Origin of the sequence: Caballeronia sp. INDeC2, from assembly GCF_023631325.1 — a bacterium.
Taxonomy (GTDB): domain Bacteria; phylum Pseudomonadota; class Gammaproteobacteria; order Burkholderiales; family Burkholderiaceae; genus Caballeronia.
This window is the reverse complement of record NZ_JALQDG010000041.1, coordinates 15,442-34,574: the sequence shown is the minus strand read 5'-3', so window position 1 is coordinate 34,574 and position 19,133 is coordinate 15,442. Positions and strand designations below refer to the sequence as shown.

The following is a 19,133-nucleotide window of genomic DNA, read 5'->3' as shown; positions in this document are numbered from 1 at the left end:
AAATATGTTTGCGCACGCTTCGCGCCTGCCCGTGATTCATCTTTCCCGGAGCCCGTTTATGCGATTCGACTACAAGACGTTTCATATCGATTGCACCGCGCATCACGACGAAGATGGCAGTTACTACGCTCACGCGAAGATCACGCATCTGCCGGACGAACACACGGCGCATGTGCAAGTTTTCGAATCCGGCGAACTCGATGCGTTCTCCACCGAAGCAGATGCCGTTCATTGCGCACGCGCATGGGCCATCGAATGGTGTGACGAGGCGCTCGCGTAGTTATCGCGTCTCTTCCCGCAGCATGGTCTCACGCTGCGCGCTTGCAAGCGGCACGGCGATTGCGCTATTTGAATCGCGACGCCGCAGCATCTTGTGAGGCGGCGCGCTTCGAGACCATCGATCAACGGGAGGAAACCATGAAAAACGCAAAGAGAAGTCTGCTTGTATCGGCCGTAATCCTGAGCTTGTCTGGCGCGGCGTTCGCGCAAGGCGCGGGTGGCGGCGGCGGTGCGGGTGGCGGCACGGCGGGCGGCAATGGAGCCGGCCAGGGCGGCACTGGAATGAGTACGCCCAATGCCAACGGTGTGACGGGCGCGACCTCGGGCGCATCAGGCGCCAACACAATGGACTCGTCCCAGAGCAGCAAGATGCAAAAGAACAAGAAGAACGGTTCCGGCTCGGGTTCGTCGAGCGGCGGCGCAGCCAAGACATACTAAGCGTATTGAAGTGAGTGTTTCAGCGCTCGGGCTTCTTGTGAGTCGGAGCGCTTTTTCTCGTCCCTATCACCCCTCCAAAGCGTCCCTGCCGAATAGGGATTTCTCCCGCTCCCGCATCGCCGTAACGTAAGCCCTGAGCGCTAGCCATTCGCCTGGTGCGTGTTCGATTGACGCGCCCGCGCCCGCGCTCGATCCCTTCCATCGACAACGCGGCAAGGAGTCCGAGAATCGTTCCCGGCTGCTTGTGCATTCGTTTCAAGGAGCTGGAGCATGAAGTCAAAAGTCAGTCCAAAACTCTTCGCGATGATGGCCGCATGCGCGGTCGTCGTCAATGTCGCGAGTATCGGTGCGGCACATGCTCAGGGCATGCCCGCCGATGCGCAGCAACTCGTCCACACGATGCGCCCCATGTATATGTCGCAGGCCACGCCCGAGCGCGAGCAGACCGCCGCCATGCCCGCAGCCCAGAGCGACGATGCCGCATACGGCGGCATGAATCCCGGCGCAAGCGCATCCGCGAGCGGACGCGCGCAGAACGGCTGCCTCGACACGCCCCGCTGCGACGTCTTCTTCGGTCAGTAAGCGGACGTGGTCCTACCCGAAGCGAGTCGTCCACGCGAACGACGCGGTGACCGACTTGCCCGGTTCCAGCACAGCACCGCCCTTCAGTGCGCGGTCGACATCGAGATTGACCCAATCCGCCACGTTGCTCACCGGCTCCACGCAGAGCAAATCGGGATGCGACGCCGGCGCGTACACCACCATGTGATCGAACGGCGACTCGGCGCTGAGCGTGATCGCGCGCCCTTCGTCCGGCCAGGCGATCGTCGCCGTGCGCGACCAGCCGGCGAAGTTGTTGTCGAGATCGAACGCATCGGCGGACATGCCTTCGTTCGACGCCATCGCATCGACGCACGGATGCGCACCCGCGTGCGTCGGCAGCAGATCCGGCGTGCTATGCCACATCGTCGCAACGCGTGCGTGAATGCGTGTGTTGCGCGTGCGCGGATAGTATGGGTGATGTCCCATGCCGAAGGGCATCGGCCGATCGGACAGGTTGCGCGCGGAGATCGTGACGATTAGCGTGTGAGCATCGAGCTCGATGTCCTGCGTCGCCTCATACGCGAACGGCCAGTGACGCGCCGCTGTATGCGAAGGCTCGTGCAAAAAATGCAACCGCGCGCGCGACTTCGCCACATCGCCCACGCGCCACGGCAAGCGCCATGCGTTGCCGTGAAGCGCATGCGCGAACGCATTGCCATCGCCGGACAGGTCGACGATCGCATCGTCGAAACTGAAGCGTGCATCGCGGATGCGGTTGCAGTACGGCAGAAGCGGAAAGCTCGCCATGCCGAGCGGATCGCGGGCGGCGAGCGCGGCAGGCGTCGCGGGACGCAGCCAGTCGATCGAACGGCCATCGCGTATTTCGTCGAAGGCCGCGATCGATCCGCCTACATACGGCGCGAGCAGCACGCGCCGCGCGCCGTGACGCAACTCGACGAGCGTATCGGGCGGCGCGGCGCTCAATATGCGAACTGCCGATAGCTTTCGTCGAAAACGCGCGCCGTCTTCTCGACCACAGGATTGAAGCGCAACAGACGCCGCGCGCGCGCAGGCAATTCGGCAAGCACGTCGCGCGGCACGTCGATATGCACCTCGGGCCGAAAATACCACGCGCGGCTGTAGCCGATCACCACCATCGGACGCGGCTCGCCGCTCAGATTCGGCGTGCCGCGATGCAGCCCGCGCACATCGCGGATCATCACGTCGCCGACCCTCATCGGCACTTGCTCGGCGGCGAAGCGTCCTGCCTCCAGACCGGCCAGCGCTTCGTCCCGCGACATGCGATGCGTGCCGCGCGTCGTTTCGAGCGGGCCGTTGCGTTCATCGACATCGACGAGCGGGAAATTCACCGCGAGCTGGAACGAAGGCGTTTCGGGTGCGTCGTCGAAAAGCGGCGGCGTATCGCGATGCCAGTCCTGGTATTCGGAGCCGGCGACGGGCGTGTCGGTGGCGAGTTGACACATCACAGGATCGCGCCCGGCCACGCGCTCGACGATGCCGACGATGTCGTCATCGCAAAAGACAGACGGATCCGCGAACTCGCCTTCGAACGGCAGCGTGACGTAATAGCGCCCTGGTCCGCGATTACCGCTCGTCGATGCTTCGCGCACGGCGTCGACGTGCGGTTGCAGAAGCTGCGCGAACGCATCGTTCCAGGCTTCGATCACTGCACGCGGGAAATGCTCGCGCAGCAGCAAGAAGCCGTCTCGTTCGAATGCTTCGGCGAATGCGTCCCGCGTGCTTTCGTCGTACTTGCCCATGCGCGATCTCCTCGTTGTCAGTGCGAAAACAGAATCGCACGCGTGTAATCCGTCCGTCAATATTATTAGTAATAACCGGTGAAAACCCTGACCTCAAATGGCCAATAAACACGTGCTTTCCGCGTCATTCATCACTAATATTAGTGGCAAGTTTCTCCGGCCCGCGCGAGATGATCCGCGGAGGGTTCAGCCGCACGCGCCACGCACAATGAAAAAATCCACGCAACGCCGCCCGACGATGACCGACATCGCGAAGCTCACAGGAGTCTCGCAATCGACGGTCTCGCTCGTGCTGAACAACGCAAGCGGCGCGAAGTTTTCCGACACCACGCGCGACAAGGTGCTGCGCGCCGCGCAGGAACTCGGCTATCGCATGACGCAGCGCGAACCGGTCGCCGCACTGGAGAGTCAGGGCGAACGCAATCTGATCGTCTATCTCGCCGACGAAATTTCGACGAGCCCGCATCCGGTCGTCAGCATCGACGGCGCGCGCGATGCCGCGTTCGCCAACGGCCGCATGCTCGCGGTCTATTCGACGCACGGCAACGCCGAGATCGAGGCGCGCGTGCTCGACGCGACGCTCGGCAATCCGAACGTGCTGGGCGTGATCTACGCGACGGTCTACACGCGCCGCGTGACGTTGCCCGCCGTGCTCGCCAGGGTTCCGACCGTGCTGCTCAACTGCTATATGAGCGATGCAAGCGTGTCGTCGGTCGTGCCCGCGGAGGTCGCGGGCGGCCACACCGCGACGGATCATCTCCTGGCCGCGGGGCACAAGCGCATCGGCTATATCAACGGCGAGCCGTGGCAGGACGCGGCGCGCGATCGACTGAAGGGCTATCGGACCGCGCTCGCGACAGCCGATCTGCCGTTCGCGCCGGAGCTCGTGCGCGAAGGCGACTGGAGTCCGGACACCGGCTTCGAACACACGCTCTCGCTGATGCGCGAGCCGAATCCGCCGACCGCGATCTTCTGCGCGAACGACCTGATGGCGCTCGGCGCGATCGAGGCGCTGAAGCAGCTCGGTCTGCGCGTGCCGGACGACGTCTCCGTGCTCGGCTACGACGATCAGGAGATCGCACGGCATACGCATCCGCCGCTTTCCACCGTCGTATTGCCGAACTACGAGCTCGGGCGCTGGGCGGTCGAAACGCTGCTTCAGGAAGAAGAGAACCGCGCAGCCGGCGCGCCCGTAAGACGCCGCACCGTGAAACTCGACGGACCGCTGATCGAGCGCGGCTCGGTCAGGGAAATCGCCGAAGCAAGACAGCTCGCAATTAATAATATTAGCGATTGACCGCTAATAAAACGCGATGAAATAATCGCCGAAACCGTCGTAGGCATGACTACTCTCGCAGCAGACTGACCGGGCAACACAAGCATCGGCACTACTAGAAAAAGGCAAACCATCCTATGGAGGAAGACATGCTGTCGCTAGAGAAGAAATCGCGCATGGGCTTGCGCCCGCTCGCCGCTGCACTGACCGCCCTGACGCTCGCGGCCGGCTTCACCGCCGCCCACGCCGCCGATGACGCGCTGCCAAAGATCCCGAACAAGAAGCCGTTGAAGGTCGGCTTCGCGCAGACGGAGAGCAACAACCCGTGGCGCCTCGCGGAAACGAAGAGCTTCAAGGACATCGCCGCGAAATGCGGCTGGCAGATGGTCATGACCGACGCCAACAGCTCGGCGGCCAAGCAGGTCTCGGACATTCAGAGCATGATCGCGCAGCACGTCGATCTGCTGGTGTTCCCGCCTCGTGAAGAAAAGCCGCTCGTGCCCGTCGTAATGCAGGCGAAGAAAGCGGGCATTCCGGTGATCCTCGTCGACCGCAACATCGACCAGTCGATGGCGAAGGCGGGCAAGGACTACATCACGTTCATCGGCTCGGACTTCATCGATCAGGGACACCGCGCCGCCGACTGGCTCGTGAAGGCGACCAACGGAAAGGCGACCATCATCGAACTGGAAGGCTCGACGGGCGCGTCCGCTGCGAACGATCGCAAGAAAGGCTTCGACGAAGTCATCGCGAAGAATCCGGGCATGAAGATCGTCGCGTCGCAAAGCGGCGACTTCGCGCGCGACAAGGGCCGCCAGGTGATGGAGACGCTTCTGCAGGCGCATCCGGATGTCACCGCCGTCTACGCACATAACGACGAAATGGCGCTCGGCGCGATCGCCGCGATCAAGGCGGCGGGCAAGCAGCCGGGCAAGGACATCGTTCTCGTGACGATCGACGGCACCAAGGGCGGCCTCGAAGCGATCAAGGCGGGCGAGCTCGGCGCGAGCGTGCAGTCGAGCCCGTTCTTCGGGCCGCTCGCATGCGATGTCGCGCAGAAGTACGCGAAGGGCGAGACGATTCCGCCGTGGGTGAAGGTCTCGGATCGCTTCTACGACAAGAGCAACGTCGACGCGAGCATGCAGTACGGGTACTGAGCGGAGTGTGTGTGTCTTGCGGGCGCCTGATCGAAGGCGCTCGCTTTTTCATTTCGACGGACTCACGGCATGGCTCAGACTCCCCTTCTCGACATGCAGGACATCGACATTGCGTTCGGCGGCGTCGCGGCGCTCAAGCGCGCGCGCCTCTCGGTCGCGGCAGGCGAAGTGCACGCCCTGATCGGCCAGAACGGCGCGGGCAAGTCCACGCTCATCAAGATCCTCACGGGCGCCTATCGCAAGAGCGCAGGCACGATTCGCTTCGATGGCCGCGAGGTCGATTTCCGCACACCGAAGGACGCACGCGAAGCAGGCATCAGCACGATCTATCAGGAGATCAATCTCGTGCCGTTCCGCTCGGTCGCGGAGAACATCTTTCTCGGACGTGAGCCGCGCCGTTTCGGTCTCATCGACTGGAAGACAGTGCAACGACGCGCGGCTGAACTCCTCGAATCGTTCGGATTACGAATCGATGTCAGAAAACCCGTGCGCGAATATTCCACCGCGATCCAGCAGATGGTCGCGCTCGCGCGCGCGGTGTCGTCGGATGCGAAGCTCGTTATCATGGATGAATCGACGTCCTCGCTCGACGAACGCGAGGTCGAGCTGCTCTTCACCGTCGTGCGCCGTTTGCGTGACGACGGGCGCGCGGTGATCTTCGTGTCGCACCGGCTCGATGAACTGTATGCGCTCTGCGATCGGGTCACCGTGATGCGCGACGGTCAGACCGTCGCTGAAAATTCGATGCAGGAGATGGACAAGCTGAAGCTCGTCACGACGATGCTCGGCCGCACGCTCGCCGCCGTCGTGCACGAAGACAGCGCGGTGAAGGAAGCGAATCTCGCGAAGCGCGGGCCCGTTGCGCTGTCCGCGCAAGGCCTCGCCGCTGGCGCGAAAGTCACGGACGTATCGCTCGATGTGCATGCGGGCGAAGCAGTCGGTCTCGCGGGCCTGCTCGGCTCGGGACGCACGGAGACGATGCGTCTTCTCTTCGGCGCGGATCGTCCGGCCAAGGGCGCACTCGTTGTCGGCGGCGAGCATGCGGCGTTCAAATCGCCGAAAGATGCGATTGCGCGCGGCATCGCTTATCTGACGGAAGATCGCAAGGCCGAAGGCGTCGTGCCGGAGCTCTCCGTGCGCGATAACCTGACGCTCGTTTGTTTGCCCGCGTTGACGAAGCGCGGCGTGGTCGATGTCGCGAAGCAGCGGGAGATCGTCGATGGCTTCGTCGAATCCCTCGGCATCAAGCTGCGTTCGCCGGACCAGCCGATACGTGAACTCTCCGGCGGCAATCAACAGAAGGTTTTGCTCGCGCGCTGGCTCGCGACGAACCCTCGCCTGCTGCTGCTCGACGAACCCACGCGCGGCATCGATGTCGGCGCGAAAGCCGATGTCGCGAAGATCGTGCGCGAGTTGCGCGATGCGGGCCTTGCGGTGCTGCTATCGGCATCGGAACTCGAAGAACTCACCGCTGTGGCCGATCGCGCGGTCGTGATACGCGATGGCGAAACGGTCGCGCAACTCGACGGCGCGCAGATGAACGAGTCCTCCATCATGGACGCGATTGCTTACGGCACGGGCGCGGAATCGACGCTTGCCGAAGCGGTGGAGGAGGCGAAACATGATCGATGACACGCAACGCGCCGCACAGATCGTGCAGGCGCCCGTGAAGAAAAAGCGCGGCGTCGCGATACAGCGCGAAGTCGCCGTGCTGCTCGCGATGATCGTCTTCAATCTGATCTTCACGCAGCACTTCCTGTCGCTGCAGACGTTCAACGTGAATCTCACGCAAGTGGTGACGATCGTGATCGTCGGCATCGGCATGACGCTCGTCGTCGCGACAGGAGGCATCGACTTGTCAGTCGGTGCTTCGATGGCGATCGCCGGTGCGCTCGCGCCGATGCTCTTCATGAATATCGACGGACCGCTCGGCATTATTCTCGCGTTCACGTTGCCGATCATCGCGGCTGCCGCATGCGGCGTCTTCAACGGCTTTCTCGTGACGCGTCTGAACGTGCAGCCTATCGTCGCGACGCTCGTGCTGTTCATCGCGGGACGCGGCATCGCGCAGGTCGTCACCGACGGCAGCCTGCAGGCGTTCAACAATCCCGCGTTTCAATGGATCGCGCTCGGCAAGGTCGCGGGCGTGCCCTTCCAGATTCTGTTGATGCTCGCGCTCGTCGTGTTGTTCACATGGATCGTGCGCAAGACGCTCTTCGGCAAGTACCTGCTCGTGACGGGCGGCAACGAGGATGCCGCGTATCTCTCCGGCATTCCGACCGCGCGCGTGAAAATGATCGCGTACACTGTGTGCGCGGCGCTCGCCGGACTCGCGGGGCTCATATCGATTTCGGTGAATTCATCGTCGGATGCGAACGTGGTGGGCCTCGGCGTCGAGCTCGATGCAATCGCGGCGGTGGCGGTGGGCGGCACTGCGCTGACGGGCGGCAAGGCGTATATCACCGGCACGTTGATCGGCGCGCTCATCATTCAGTTGTTGCGTTACACGCTGCTCGCGCACGGCATTCCGGATGCCGCCGCGCTCGTGCTGAAGGCTGCGATCATCATTGCCGCGGTGTACGTGCAACGCAAGCGAGGCTGACTTTGCCATGAAGAAGAACCTGCCCATTCTGGTTGCGCTCGTCGTGTTGCTCGTGCTTGGCGTCACGCGCTATGAGCATTTTTTATCGGCATATAACGTCACGTCGTTCTGGCGATACAACTCGATGTTTCTGCTGATATCGATTGGGATGGCGTTCGTGATCATCACGGGCGGCATCGATCTGTCGGTCGGCGCGGTGGCGGCGCTGGCGAGCGTCGTGTCGGCGCTGGCGAGTGCGCACGGCGCGTGGGCGGGCGTGCTTGCGGGGTCGTTCGCGGGGCTTGCAGTCGGCGTATTGAACGGGCTCGTCATTACGCATATGCGGATCTTGCCGTTCATCGTCACGCTGGCGACGAGCCTCGGCGCGCATGGGCTTGCGTTATTGCTCGGTCATAACGATTCGGTGGCGATAGCGTCGGATGGGAATTTTGCCGCGTTCGGGCAAGGCGATTTTTTTGGCTTGCCGATTCCTGGGATCGTGTGCGCGGTGGCGGCGGTGATCGGGTGGATTGCGTTGCGCAGCTCGCGCTTCGGGCGGCATGCGTTGGCGATCGGCGGCAGCGAGGAGGCATCGCGATTGATGGGGTTGAACGTCGATCGCACGCTGGTTTTTGTTTATGCCGTTTCCGGGTTGCTCGCTGGCATAGCAGGCGCGATTCTCGCCGCGCAGTTCGGGGCGGGACAGCCGAACGAGGGCGTCGGCTGGGAGTTGTTTGCGATTTCGGCGGTGGTGCTCGGAGGAACGCGTTTGACGGGTGGTGAAGGTTCCATCGCGATGACGATCGCCGGTGTCGCGCTGCTTGGGCTTGTGTTCAATCTTTTGAACTTTGAAAACGGATTGGGGTACATCTCGCTTTCGGCTTATTGGCAGTCGGTGATTCGCGGGCTGTTTTTGCTGCTTGTGATTGTGCTGCAGGCGCGGGTGCTCGGTCGCAAGACGGCGGTGAGGGTGGCGAGATGAAGTGACTACGCGCGCATCGGTGAGATAACGCAGATGGGGTTCGAGTTGATCGCTTCGTCAGGAAAGGAACATGGTCACTTCAAGAGCGTTCTTTCGCTCGCGAGTTATGCCGGAAATCGTGATACGGACAATGGAAAGCGTCCGCCGGCCAGCTCATCTCTAGTCTTGCGAGACACGCCGCGCCGTGTTTCATCAACGGGTTAAAGAGACTGTCTATCGGACATCGAGCAATTGCCGAATTAGAACCGGGCGTCGCGAGCGAACCGCACAAAAAAATCGGCCCGTGCGCACAAAACGCCGGGCCGCACACCGGCCAAAAAAACAACCCCTCAAGCGTGCCGATGCTCCGGCACCACCTCTACCCCGCCATCCCCCTGACGCGCCCCGGCACCAACCCCAGGCATCCCCCGCCCACGCAACGAGCACCCCACCGTCTCTGTCACGAACAACAACGCAACAGCCCCCACCACGCAAGCCCCCATCATGTAATACGCCGGCACCAGCGTATTACCGGTGCGCCCGATGAGCCAGTCCGTGACCATCGGAGCCGTGCCTCCGAAGATGGACGTCGAAATGTTATAAGCGATCGCCATCCCCGCATAACGGGCCTGCGTCGGGAACATAGCGGGAAACATCGCCGAAATGCTCGCGAGCTGCGGCACATAAAGCAGTCCCAGCACCCCAAGCCCGATCAGCGCGCCGGCGATGCCATGCGACATCAACGTGAACATCGGCACGGCCGCGACGAAGATGCCGGCGAGCGACAGCCACCACACCTTTTTCCTTCCGATGCGATCCGACAGCGCGCCCGCGAACGGCAGCAGCACCATCATCGACAACATGCCGATCAAGGGCAGCAGCAGCGAAAGGTTATCGCTCATGCCGAGTTCCTTCTTCATGAACGTCGGCATATACGCAAGCAGCACGTAGTTCACCACGTTCAACGCGACGACCAGTCCACCGAGCTGAAGCAACGGCTTCCAGTAGCTGACAAAAAGCTCACGCAACGGTACGCCCGCATGATGCTCGCGTTCCGCCGCTTCGGCGCATTCGCGAAACACCGGCGTATCTTCCATCTTCGAGCGCAGATACAGGCCGATAACCCCGAGCGGCGCCGCGACGAGGAACGGCAGACGCCAGCCCCAAGCGTGCATCGCGTCGTTGCCCAAGAGGACCGAGCATCCGAGCATCAGAAACGCGCCGAGCGAAAAGCCCGCAAGCGTGCCGAACTCGAGGAAACTGCCGCAAAAGCCGCGCTTGTGATCGGGCGCGTACTCGGCCATGAAAGTCGCCGCGCCGCCGTACTCGCCGCCCGTCGAGAAGCCCTGGATCATGCGCAGCAAGACGAGCGCCGCGGGCGCCCACCAGCCGATGCTCCCATACGAAGGCAAGAGGCCGACGAGCAACGTCGCCATCGACATGATGATGATGGTCAGCGCGAGCACATGCTTGCGGCCGAGCCGGTCGCCGAGCGGTCCCCAGAAGAGTCCGCCGAGCGGCCGCACGAGAAAGGAAATCGCAAAGGTCGCGAGCGCGAAGAGCGTCGCCTGCGCGGTGCTGCCGGGAAAGAGCGCAGCCGAAATATAGGTGAGGCCGTAGCTGTAGATGCCGTAATCAAACCACTCGGTCGCATTGCCGATGGCCGAAGCAGCCATCGCGCGTCTGATGGGCCCGCGCAATTGCGCGTCTTGCCTCGTGGATGGTTGCACATAACTCATAGTCGTCGTCCGGATGCGTCAGTGACCCGGTGCTGCGCCGCGTTCGCGCGCCACGCACCGCCTTGAGTTCAAGATACAGACGCATCCTGTGCGTCCCGCATGTCCTAGGACGATCGAGACGCTGGGGTTTTCCCCGAAGCCCGTGCGATTCTTGCCGATCGACGGGGGAACTCGCGTGGCTTTTACCGTGTGTCATAGGACATTCGCGGACGACGTGCGATCAATGCTCCGGATGGGAGATGTCCGCCGTGACGATTCGTCTGCCGAGCGCTTCGGCGGCGCGCCGCGCATCCTCGCTGGATTCGAATGGACCGATGGTCTCGCAGCCGTCGAATGGATAGAGCACGCGCTTGTCGCGCTTGCGAACCACCTTGAGTGTGCCGATATGCATGCCCGTCGCGTTGACCACGTAGGACGCGTAGATATCGAAGCCTTCGTATAGCCCTGCTTCGGAGGTGAGTGTGGTTCTGGGCATCGATCTGGACATGTTCTCGAACGTCGTGGCAGCGTGAGTACGCAATGTGCTTGTGCTGGCATCGTTTCAGCAAAAAGCGTTCCGAACGTCGAACCCATCACCGCCTTGCGCGTGCGCGCGGCTTTGCGGTCAAATGGCATCCCCTTCTTTTTTCGACCTTCCATGAAATCGCTCGTCACGAAGCTCATCGCGTTTTCGTTCATTACCATTTGCGCTCATGCCGTCAAGGCCGCCGACCTGCACGTGATGAGTTCCGGCGGATTCACGGCCGCGTACAAGATCCTCGGCCCGAAGTTCACCGCTGAGACCGGCGACACGCTCGACACCGCGCTCGGCCCGTCGATGGGCCAGGCGCCCGAAGCCATCCCCAACCGGCTTGCACGCGGCGAGCCGGCCGATGTCGTCATCATGGTCGGCTACGCGCTCGACGATCTCATCAAGCGCGGCCTCGTCATGCCAGATTCGCGCGTCGAGCTCGCCGATTCGCGCATCGGCGTATCGGTGCGCGCGGGCGCGCCCAAGCCCGACATCGGCAGCGTGGATGCGCTCAGACAGGCGCTGCTCCATGCGAAGTCCATCGCCTATTCGGACAGCGCGAGCGGCGTCTACATTCAGAACGAAATGTTCAGAAGACTCGGCATCGAAGATCAGGTGAAAGCGAAAGCGAAGATGGTCCCGAAGATTCCGGTGGCATCGGTCGTCGCGAACGGCGACTTCGAAATCGGCCTTCAGCAGGTCAGCGAACTGCTGCCGGTGCCGGGCGCGCAATTCGTCGGGCGGATTCCCGAAGACGTGCAGTCGGTCACGCGTTTCGCGGCCGGCATTCCCAGCGGCGCAAAACATCCGGACGAGGCGCGCGCGCTGCTGCGCTTTCTCGCGTCGCCGCAAGCGCAGGACACCGTGCGCGCCACCGGACTCGATCCGATCGCCGCGCCCTGAGCGCGATTCCGGCGGCCCTGCCACGCGTATGGCCGGCAGAAGCCGAAGCGTTTTCCGTGCGAGAATTCAAAAATCGCCCGCGCGCCTTTGCAAGCGCGGCGCGCCATCGATTCGATCCTTAATACGGGTATTGCCGCCACATGACGTCGCCGCATCGAGAGACCGGGCCAGGAGACCAAGGGTCGATGAAACCTGACAATCTGATCGCGGATACGAGGATGGACGGGCTCGACCCTAGCTTCCTCCTGGGCGGCGGCGACATGGGCGCGCTCATCCGCGCAATCGACTGGACGCAGACGGCGCTCGGTTCGCCCGCGCACTGGCCGCAAAGTCTCAAGACGGCCATCCGTATCATGCTGACCTCGCGCCAGCCGATCTGGGTCGGCTGGGGCTCCGATCTGCTCTTCTTCTACAACGACGCGTACAAGCCGATCATCGGCGGCAAGCATCCGCAGGCGCTCGGCCGGCCGACGTCGGTCGTGTGGCGCGAAATCTGGAGCGAAATCGGCCCGCTGCTCGACACCGCGCTCGCGGGCGTCGAAGGCACTTACGTCGAACAGAAGCTCCTCATCATGGAGCGCAACGGCTTTCCGGAGGAAACGTATTACACGTTCTCCTACAGCCCGGTTCCCGACGATCGCGGCGGCGCGGGCGGCATCATCTGCGCGAACAGCGACGACACGCAACGCGTGATCGGCGAGCGCCAGTTGCACGTGCTGCGCGAGCTGGCGGCATCCGCAGCCGACGCGCGCACGTGGCGCGAAGCGTGCGAACGTTCGATGAGCGCGCTCGAAATCGCCTCGCGCGACATGCCCTTCGCGCTGCTCTACGCGCTCGATCCGGACGGCGACACGGCGACGCTCGTCGGCGCGAGCGGCATCGAACCGGGGCATCGCGCCGCGCCCGCGACGCTGCATGCGGCGCAGCCAAATCCGTGGCCCTTCCCGGAGGTGCTGCGCGAGAACGAAGCGCGCATCGTCACGGATCTGGATCGTCTCATCGATGCGCCGCTGCCCACGGGCGCATGGAACGCCGCGCCGACGAGCGCCGTCATCGTGCCCATCGCGCCTTCGGGCGAAACAGGCCGCGCGAGCGTGCTGATCGCAGCGCTCAATCCCTATCGCGTGTTCGACGAAGCGTATCGCGCGTTCGTGAATCTGGTGGCGGGCCAGATCGGCGCGGCGATCGGCTACGCGCACGCCTACGACGAAGAGCGCCGGCGCGCGGAAGCGCTCGCCGAAATCGACCGCGCGAAGACCACGTTCTTCTCCAACATCAGCCACGAGTTCAGGACGCCGCTCACGCTGATGCTCGGCCCGCTCGAAGAACTGCTCGCGAGCCCCGATCGCGTGAGCCGGGAAGACATGCGGATCGTCGAGATCATGCATCGCAACGGCTTGCGGCTTCTGAAGCTCGTCAACGCGCTGCTCGACTTCTCGCGCATCGAGGCGGGGCGCATCGAGATTCACCGGCAGCCGACGGACATCGCCGTGTTCACCGCGGAGCTCGCATCGCTCTTTCGCTCGGCGATCGAAACGGCCGGCCTGCGCCTCGAGATCGATATCGGATCGACGCCCGTGATCGCGAACATCGACCGCGACATGTGGGAAAAGATCGTGATGAACCTGCTGTCGAACGCGTTCAAGTTCACGTTCGACGGCGTCATCCGTATTTCGCTGCACGCGAGCGCGGAGCACGGCATCGAACTGAGCGTGCGAGATACGGGCATCGGCATTCCGGAGCGAGAGCTCGCGCGCGTGTTCGAACGCTTTCATCGCGTCGCGGGCGCGGCGGGCCGTTCGATGGAAGGCAGCGGCATCGGGCTCGCGATGGTGCAGGAGCTCGTCAAGCTGCACGGCGGCACGATCCGCGTGGAAAGCACGCCGGGCGACGGCGCGTGCTTCACCGTCACGTTGCCCGCGCCGCGCGAGACCGCGCTCGATGTGCAAGGCGCGCAGCATGCGGAAGCGAGCATTCGGGCCCGTTCGTATGTCGATGCTGCCATGCGCTGGGCGCCCGACGCGCACGAGCAGCCCGTCGTCGAAAGCGAGGAAGACGCGCCGCTCGGCGTGGACGCGAACGGCGACGCGTCGCCCGGCCGCGTGCTCGTGGTCGACGACAACGCCGACCTGCGCGACTACATGCGCCGCATGCTGATCGCGGCGGGCCACGACGTGAGCGTCGCCGCCGATGGCGAGGCCGCGCTCGCGATGGCGCGCACGGTGCATCCCGAGGTCATCGTCTCCGACGTGATGATGCCGCGCCTCGACGGCTTCGGGCTCCTGCGCGCGCTGCGCGAGGACGAAGCGCTGCGCGAGACGCCGGTCGTGCTGCTGTCGGCGCGCGCGGGCGAAGAGGCGCGCGTCGGCGGCCTCGAAGCAGGCGCGGACGATTACCTGACCAAGCCTTTCGCCGCGCGCGAACTGCTCGCGCGCGTGGCGAGCAATCTGCGCCTCGCGCGATTGCGTCACGCGACCGAAGAGAAGCTGCGCGACGAATCGCGCACGCTGGAAGTTCTCAACCGCGTCGGCACGGCGGTCGCGGGCGAGCTGGAACTGAGCCGCGCGGTGCAGGTCGTCGTCGATGCCGCGACCGAGCTGACGGGCGCCGCCTTCGGCTCGTTCTTCTACAACGTGCTCGACGACAAGGGCGGCCGCTACACGCTCTATACGCTGTCGGGCGTGCCGAAGGACACCTTCGCCCAATTCCCGATGCCGCGCAACACCGCGGTGTTCGGTCCGACCTTCGCCGGCGAAGGCATCGTGCGCTCGGACGACATCACGAAAGATCGGCGCTACGGCCACAACGCGCCGCATCACGGCATGCCGAAGGGCCATCTCGCCGTATGCAGCTATCTCGCCGCGCCGGTCGTCTCGCGCGACGGCGAAGTGCTCGGCGGGCTCTTCTTCGGGCATCCTGAGCCGGGTATCTTCACGGAGCGCTCGGAGCGTGTGCTCGCGGGCATCGCATCGCAGGCGGCGATCGCCATCGACAATGCGCGTCTCTTTCAGGCGGCGCAGGACGAGATCGCCGAACGCAAAAAGGCGCAGGATGCGCTGCGCGATCTGAACGAGACGCTGGAGCGCCGCGTGGCCGATGCCGTCGCGGATCGCGACCGCTTGTGGGAACTGAGCGAGGACCTGCTCTTCGTCGCGAGCTTCGAGGGCGCGCTGCTGCGGGTGAGCCCTTCATGGACGACGGTCCTCGGCTTCGATTCGCAGCGCCTGCATTCGCACACGGTGATGGACCTCGTGCATCCGGACGATGTGCAGGCGGCCACCGCCGAACTCGGCAAGCTGCGCGCGAGCGGCCAGCCGGTGCGCTACGAATGCCGGCTGAGCCGTTCGGACGGCGGCTGGCGCTGGATCGCCTGGACGGTATCGCTCGATCCGCGCACGCGGCGCATACACGGCGTGGGCCGCGACGTCACGGCTGACCGCGAAACCGCCGACGCGCTGCGGCACGCCGAAGAAGCGCTGCGCATGGCGCAGAAGATGGAAGCGATCGGCAAGCTGACGGGCGGCGTCGCGCACGACTTCAACAACCTGCTGCAAGTGATCGGCGGCAATCTGCAATTGCTCGCGAAGGACGTCGCCGGCAAGGACAAGCCGGAGCAGCGCGTGCGCAATGCGCTCGCGGGCGTCGCGCGCGGCGCGAATCTCGCGTCGCAACTGCTCGCGTTCGGCAGACGTCAGCCGCTCGCGCCGAAGGTCGTGAATCTGGGCCGCTTCGTGCGCGGCCTCGACGACATGTTCCGCCGCGCGCTCGGCGATGGCATCGAGATCGAAACCATCGTGTCGGGCGGCTTGTGGAATACGCTCGTCGATCCGTTTCAGGTCGAGAACGCGCTGCTCAATCTCGCGATCAACGCGCGAGATGCGATGAACGGTCACGGCAAGCTCACGATCGAAGCGGGCAATGCCTCGCTCGACGAAGCCTACGCGATGCGCAACGTCGAGGTGTCGCCCGGTCAGTACGTGATGGTCGCCGTGACCGACACGGGCGCGGGCATGTCGCCCGAAGTGCAGGAGCGCGCGTTCGAGCCGTTCTTCACGACCAAGCGCGAGGGCCAGGGCACGGGCCTCGGGCTGTCGATGGTGTATGGCTTCGTCAAGCAGTCCGGCGGCCACGTGAAGGTGTACAGCGAGGAAGGACACGGCACGACGGTGCGCCTCTATCTGCCGCGCGCGCGTGAGGAAGAAGATCTCGAAACGCATATCGACGCCGGTCCGGCCAAAGGCGGCAGCGAAACCATTCTCGTCGTCGAGGACGATGAAGAAGTGCGCGCGACCGTCGTCGAACTGCTCGCCGATCTCGGCTATCGCGTGTTGCGGGCGAAGGATGCGCAGAGCGCGCTTGCGATCGTCGAGAGCGGCGTGCCGGTCGATCTGCTCTTCACCGATGTCGTGATGCCCGGACCGTTGCGCAGCACCGAGCTTGCGCGCAAGGCGCGTGAACGCGTGCCTGGCATCGCGGTGCTGTTCACGTCGGGTTATACGGATAACGCGATCGTGCATGCCGGACGGCTCGATGAAGGCATCGACCTGTTGAGCAAGCCTTATACGTACGAGGCGTTGGCGCGCAAGGTGCGGCATGTGCTCGGGCAAGCTGCGCAGCCAGCGGCGCCGGTTGTCGGGGACACCGACACGAGCGTGCCGCGTGTCGCCGAGGACGATGCGCCGTCGCACATGCGCGTGCTGTACGTCGAAGACAACGAGCTGGTGCGCACGAGCACTGCCGAGTTGTTGCGCACGTTGGGGCTGGATCTGATCGATGCGGGCAGCGTCGATAAGGCGCTTGCGTTGCTGCGCGAGCACCGCTTCGAAGTGCTGCTGACGGATGTGGATCTTGCCGGTCAATCCGGCGTGGAGTTGGCGATCGCCGCTTGCCGCAGCGCGCCGGAGCTGGGCGTCGTGTTCGTGACCGGCTACGATCTCACGCTCGGCGATGACGAAAGGCGCGCCCTGCCGAGGTCCGTTCTGGTGCGCAAGCCTTTCGATCCGCTCGCGATGATCAATGCGTTGAATGCGGCGGTGGCGAGGTAAAAGCGCTACATCACGCCCGCATCGAACTCCGATAGTTCCAGCACCGCAAACCCGCTCGCATGCTCCTTGGCCCAGCGCTTGGCCACGGCGGCCACGGTGCTCACATGCGCGCTGCCGCGCGCCGCGCCCGGCCCGATGCACACCGCCCCCGCCGATAACCTCACGAACCCGTAGAACGTGGGCCGCGCCAGCCGATCTTCGCCGTGAATGCCACCCGCGATCCGTTCCATCGGCGCATAGAAGCGCGTCACGAGTTCGTTGAACGTCCCGATCGCGCGCTCGACGCGCTCGCGCCAGTCGTCGCTCTGGAACAGCACCAGGAAATCGTCGCCGCCGACGTGCCCGAGAAAATCCCGCGTCGGCTCGCATACGGATGCGAGCGTATTGCCCGTCGCCTTCAGCACTTCATCGCCTTGCCAGTAGCCGTATCGATCGTTGAAGGGCTTGAAGTGATCGAGATCGAAATAGCATGCGACGAACGCGGCGCCGTTCGCGATCAGCCTGTCGATATGCGAATTGAGCGGGACATTGCCCGGCAGAAACGTCAACGGATTCGCATAACGCGCCGCTTCGACGCGCACTTCGGTCACCGCGCGCACCATGCTTGCGCCCGTCGCAAGTCCCGCATAGCGGCCGCCGTCCGTGACGATGAAGCCATCCGACAGATCGCGCTGATCGTCGTTCGCGAAGAGGCGCGCGATCTGCTCCAGCGTCGAACCGCGCTCGACCACGAGCGGCGTGAGATTTGCAAACTGCATGCAAGCCGTTTGCCGAAGACCTCGCGGTGATAAGGCAGCGCGTATTGATCCATGAACGATCGGCGATTGATCAGCGCGACCGGACTGCCGTCGTCGACGATCGCGACCGCGTGCAGCGAAGGCATCGCGTTGAAGAGCCGCACGACATCGTCGTTGCGCGACCTCACCGTGAGCGTCGGCGCTTCGACGAGCATGCGTTCGAGCAGCACCGCGTTCATGTCGGCGGTCGCGCTCGTGCGCGTGCGCGCCGGGTACACCGAAATCTGCGCCGAGCGCAGCGCGTTGGCGACCGCATCGGGCAGTCGCGCATCGGGGCTCGCGGCGGGCCGGCCGAGCAAATAGCCCTGCGCGCAGGCGATGCCGAGGTCGCGCACGATCTCAAGATCCGCTTCGGTCTCGATGCCCTCCGCGATCAGCAACGCGCCGCTCGCCTTGGCGAACGACACCATCGCCTTCACGGCTTCGAACTTGAGCGGATCGCGCGCGATATCGGCGACGAAGAAGCGGTCGATCTTCACGTAGTGCGGTGCGAGCCGCACCCATAAATTCATCGATGCATTCGCGCTGCCGTAGTCGTCGAGCGCGAATTGCGGACCGGACGCACGCAGCGCATGCACCCGCGCGCCGAAGCGCTCGGCATCGGCGATCACGCTTTGCTCCGTCAACTCGACGACGAGCCGCTTTGCATCGAGTCCGCCTTCTCTCGCGAGGTCGCCCGGCGCTTCGCATTCGTCGATGCCCGATTCGAGCGCCGCCGCGCTGAAATTGACGAAGAGCAGGCCCGTGCGCGCGAGGCGCGCGAATGAGCCGATGCAGGCTCGCGCGGCCGCCTGTTCGAGCGCGATGCTGTGCCGCTCGTGCACGGCCTGCTCGAAGAGCGCCGCGGGCGATTCCAGCGCGGTGCCCGCGGGCCCGCGAATCAACCCTTCATAGCCGATGATCTCGCCGTCCGCGAGACGCACGATAGGTTGAAACACGGCCGTCAACGCATTCGATGCGATGAGCTGCTGGATGCTGGAGTTGCGCGTCTCGGGGACGCATAGGCTGAGGGACATGGGCCTTTTTCGCTTGAACGGGCTATCGGCAAAACTAACGGCCCGCCTTGCGGCAACTTGAATGAACCTTTTATGAAGCGTTGCACTTCATTGGTGCTTCATTGGC

The 19,133-nt window shown here is 64.1% G+C and carries 14 protein-coding genes and 1 pseudogene; 10 read left to right on the top strand and 5 right to left on the bottom strand.

Going from position 1 to position 19,133, the window contains the following annotated elements; genetic code table 11:
- The first annotated feature begins 58 nt into the window (after positions 1 to 58).
- From NCS28_RS25895 to NCS28_RS25885, 3 genes are all read left to right on the top strand, one after another.
- Positions 59 to 280: a hypothetical protein gene (locus NCS28_RS25895; protein ID WP_250516634.1), complete on the top strand. Its 222-nt coding sequence runs from the start codon at positions 59 to 61 to the stop codon at positions 278 to 280.
- 68 nt (positions 281 to 348) lie between these two features.
- On the top strand, positions 349 to 717 hold the full coding sequence (locus tag NCS28_RS25890; RefSeq protein WP_250516633.1) for a hypothetical protein: 369 nt from the start codon (positions 349 to 351) through the stop codon (positions 715 to 717).
- A 270-nt stretch (positions 718 to 987) separates the two neighbouring features.
- Positions 988 to 1,299: a hypothetical protein gene (locus tag NCS28_RS25885; RefSeq protein WP_250516632.1), complete on the top strand. Its 312-nt coding sequence runs from the start codon at positions 988 to 990 to the stop codon at positions 1,297 to 1,299.
- A gap of 12 nt (positions 1,300 to 1,311) precedes the next feature.
- On the opposite strand, the gene NCS28_RS25880 is transcribed toward NCS28_RS25885, so the two are convergent.
- Together NCS28_RS25880 and NCS28_RS25875 are read right to left on the bottom strand one after the other, a co-directional pair.
- Positions 1,312 to 2,244 carry an aldose 1-epimerase gene (locus tag NCS28_RS25880; RefSeq protein ID WP_250516631.1) on the bottom strand — a complete coding sequence of 311 codons (933 nt, stop codon included), beginning with the start codon at positions 2,242 to 2,244 and terminating at the stop codon, positions 1,312 to 1,314.
- Positions 2,241 to 3,041, bottom strand: a complete 801-nt coding sequence (locus NCS28_RS25875) for a phytanoyl-CoA dioxygenase family protein (protein ID WP_250516630.1) — start codon at positions 3,039 to 3,041, stop codon at positions 2,241 to 2,243. The genes NCS28_RS25880 and NCS28_RS25875 overlap by 4 nt, the downstream gene beginning before the upstream one ends.
- Positions 3,042 to 3,249: 208 nt before the next feature.
- On the opposite strand from NCS28_RS25875, the gene NCS28_RS25870 reads away from it, so the two are divergent.
- From NCS28_RS25870 to NCS28_RS25850, 5 genes are all read left to right on the top strand, one after another.
- The gene (locus NCS28_RS25870) at positions 3,250 to 4,338 is read left to right on the top strand and encodes a LacI family DNA-binding transcriptional regulator (protein WP_250516629.1); all 1,089 of its coding nucleotides are present in this window, start codon (positions 3,250 to 3,252) and stop codon (positions 4,336 to 4,338) included.
- Positions 4,339 to 4,466: 128 nt separating this feature from the next.
- Entirely contained in the window at positions 4,467 to 5,474 is a 1,008-nt protein-coding gene (locus NCS28_RS25865) for an ABC transporter substrate-binding protein (protein ID WP_250516628.1), read from the top strand.
- 69 nt (positions 5,475 to 5,543) lie between these two features.
- Positions 5,544 to 7,106 (top strand): sugar ABC transporter ATP-binding protein, encoded by a 1,563-nt coding sequence (locus NCS28_RS25860; protein ID WP_250516627.1) that lies wholly within the window; start codon positions 5,544 to 5,546, stop codon positions 7,104 to 7,106.
- Positions 7,096 to 8,076, top strand: coding sequence for an ABC transporter permease (locus tag NCS28_RS25855; RefSeq protein ID WP_250516626.1), 981 nt, complete (start codon positions 7,096 to 7,098; stop codon positions 8,074 to 8,076). Before NCS28_RS25860 ends, NCS28_RS25855 begins: the two co-directional genes overlap by 11 nt.
- 7 nt (positions 8,077 to 8,083) lie before the next feature.
- Positions 8,084 to 9,037 (top strand): ABC transporter permease, encoded by a 954-nt coding sequence (locus NCS28_RS25850; RefSeq protein WP_250516625.1) that lies wholly within the window; start codon positions 8,084 to 8,086, stop codon positions 9,035 to 9,037.
- A 329-nt stretch (positions 9,038 to 9,366) separates the two neighbouring features.
- On the opposite strand, the gene NCS28_RS25845 is transcribed toward NCS28_RS25850, so the two are convergent.
- Together NCS28_RS25845 and NCS28_RS25840 are read right to left on the bottom strand one after the other, a co-directional pair.
- On the bottom strand, positions 9,367 to 10,755 hold the full coding sequence (locus NCS28_RS25845) for an MFS transporter (protein ID WP_250516624.1): 1,389 nt from the start codon (positions 10,753 to 10,755) through the stop codon (positions 9,367 to 9,369).
- Between the two features lie 220 nt (positions 10,756 to 10,975).
- Positions 10,976 to 11,230 (bottom strand): DUF6723 family protein, encoded by a 255-nt coding sequence (locus NCS28_RS25840; RefSeq protein WP_250516623.1) that lies wholly within the window; start codon positions 11,228 to 11,230, stop codon positions 10,976 to 10,978.
- A 162-nt stretch (positions 11,231 to 11,392) separates the two neighbouring features.
- Between NCS28_RS25840 and NCS28_RS25835 the strand changes: the two genes are divergently transcribed.
- Positions 11,393 to 12,169, top strand: a complete 777-nt coding sequence (locus NCS28_RS25835; RefSeq protein WP_250516622.1) for a substrate-binding domain-containing protein — start codon at positions 11,393 to 11,395, stop codon at positions 12,167 to 12,169.
- A gap of 185 nt (positions 12,170 to 12,354) precedes the next feature.
- Positions 12,355 to 17,214: a response regulator gene (locus tag NCS28_RS25830; RefSeq protein WP_250516621.1), complete on the top strand. Its 4,860-nt coding sequence runs from the start codon at positions 12,355 to 12,357 to the stop codon at positions 17,212 to 17,214.
- A gap of 5 nt (positions 17,215 to 17,219) precedes the next feature.
- On the opposite strand, the pseudogene NCS28_RS25825 reads toward NCS28_RS25830, so the two are convergent.
- Positions 17,220 to 19,027, bottom strand: a pseudogene (locus tag NCS28_RS25825) (GGDEF domain-containing protein).
- Between the last annotated feature and the right edge of the window lie 106 nt (positions 19,028 to 19,133).

Coding starts and splice junctions, on each gene's coding strand:
- NCS28_RS25895 (WP_250516634.1), top strand. CDS start 59: ATGCGATTCGACTACAAGACGTTTCATATCGATTGCACCGCGCATCAC.
- NCS28_RS25885 (WP_250516632.1), top strand. CDS start 988: ATGAAGTCAAAAGTCAGTCCAAAACTCTTCGCGATGATGGCCGCATGC.
- NCS28_RS25875 (WP_250516630.1), bottom strand. CDS start 3,041: ATGGGCAAGTACGACGAAAGCACGCGGGACGCATTCGCCGAAGCATTC.
- NCS28_RS25870 (WP_250516629.1), top strand. CDS start 3,250: ATGAAAAAATCCACGCAACGCCGCCCGACGATGACCGACATCGCGAAG.
- NCS28_RS25865 (WP_250516628.1), top strand. CDS start 4,467: ATGCTGTCGCTAGAGAAGAAATCGCGCATGGGCTTGCGCCCGCTCGCC.
- NCS28_RS25860 (WP_250516627.1), top strand. CDS start 5,544: ATGGCTCAGACTCCCCTTCTCGACATGCAGGACATCGACATTGCGTTC.
- NCS28_RS25855 (WP_250516626.1), top strand. CDS start 7,096: ATGATCGATGACACGCAACGCGCCGCACAGATCGTGCAGGCGCCCGTG.
- NCS28_RS25850 (WP_250516625.1), top strand. CDS start 8,084: ATGAAGAAGAACCTGCCCATTCTGGTTGCGCTCGTCGTGTTGCTCGTG.
- NCS28_RS25845 (WP_250516624.1), bottom strand. CDS start 10,755: ATGAGTTATGTGCAACCATCCACGAGGCAAGACGCGCAATTGCGCGGG.
- NCS28_RS25840 (WP_250516623.1), bottom strand. CDS start 11,230: ATGCCCAGAACCACACTCACCTCCGAAGCAGGGCTATACGAAGGCTTC.
- NCS28_RS25835 (WP_250516622.1), top strand. CDS start 11,393: ATGAAATCGCTCGTCACGAAGCTCATCGCGTTTTCGTTCATTACCATT.
- NCS28_RS25830 (WP_250516621.1), top strand. CDS start 12,355: ATGAAACCTGACAATCTGATCGCGGATACGAGGATGGACGGGCTCGAC.